The 1,326-nt window shown below is 66.5% G+C and carries 1 protein-coding gene; it reads right to left on the reverse strand.

Annotated features, from left to right (window positions below; genetic code table 11):
- Window positions 1-128 precede the first annotated feature (128 nt).
- A partial coding sequence (gene murJ, locus V7N12_RS12285) for a murein biosynthesis integral membrane protein MurJ (protein ID WP_333714890.1) occupies window positions 129-1,326 on the reverse strand: 1,198 nt, incomplete at its 5' end.

Raw genomic sequence — 1,326 nt, forward strand, 5'->3', positions numbered from 1 at the left:
GGCCTGCTTTTCGGCAGCGACCGGCTTTGGGTCGCCGAGATCGCGGGCTTTGCCGCGGGGTTCCTGCTGGCCACGGTCCTTGTCCCGGGCGGGTGGAAGACGCTGGTTGCGCGTTTGCGGGAACGATCCTAGCGCCGCAGGCTTCGCCGAAATTCCGATAGCCGGAACGCGCCGATCATCTGGCCGATGCCGAAGTAGCTGACCATCCCGATCAGCACGAGCGCGACAAGCGCGAGATAGCGCGCCGCACCTGCCGCGAAGAGCGGGTCCATCACGGTCGCCGCGCCCCAGAGCACCGCCCCCATGGCAAGGGCCGCAACGACAATGCGCCACAGACGGTCCTTGAAGCGGGTGTCGAAGGCGGCGGCATCGCCCATGCGGCGTGCCCCCCGCATCAACAGCACAACCATGGCCCAGCCGGTCAGGGTCGTCCCGATCGCCGCCGCCGAAAATCCGATCAGCGGCGACAGCCCGACGGCCAGCGCCGCATTCAGCACCATCGCGGCCACCGCGTAATAGAAAGGCCGCTTGGTGTCCTCGCGCGCGAAGAACAGCGGTTGCAGCGTCTTTTGCAGCACGAAGGCCGGCAGGCCAAGGCCGTAGATCCCGACCGCCAGCGCCGTCGCCGCCGTGTCTTCGCCGGTGAAGGCCCCGCGCTCGAACAACACACGGACCAGTGGCAGCGGGATCACCGCCAGCGCAACGGCGGCAGGGATGGTCAGGGCAAGGCTGATCTCGGAGGCGCGGTTGAAGGCCTGTCTGCCGCCCAGAGCGTCACCTGCCTGCAGACGCCGCGAAAGTTCCGGCAGAAGCACGATGCCGATGGCGATCCCGACAACGCCAAGCGGAAGCTGGTAGAGCCGGTCCGCATAGGACAGCCATGCGACAGCGCCATCAAAGAAACTGGCGACCTGCCGCCCGACCAGCAGGTTGATCTGCACCACACCGCCCGCAAGAGCAGCGGGGGCTGCGATGACCGCAAGCCTGCGCAGCTCTGGCGTCAGCTTTGGCCAGCCAAAGCGCAGCCCGAAACCCGCGCGTCTGGCAGCCAGCCAGACGGTCAGCAGTTGCGCAATGCCTGCAATGGGCACCGCATAGGCAAGGACGGTGCCGAGGGTCTCTTGCCCCTCTTGGGGTGCAAAATCGAAGTAATGCGCCGCCCCGAGCAGGGCCAGAATGAAGATCACGTTCAGCAAGACAGGCGCAGCGGCGGCTGCCGTGAAACGCCCCGTCGCGTTCAGGACCCCCGACAGCAGTGCCGAGAGCGAAATGAACAGGATATAGGGAAAGGCGATCCGCCCGTAGTAGACGGCAAGATCGAACCGC

The sequence above is a fragment of the Yoonia sp. genome (assembly GCF_036770585.1).
Lineage (GTDB): Bacteria > Pseudomonadota > Alphaproteobacteria > Rhodobacterales > Rhodobacteraceae > Yoonia.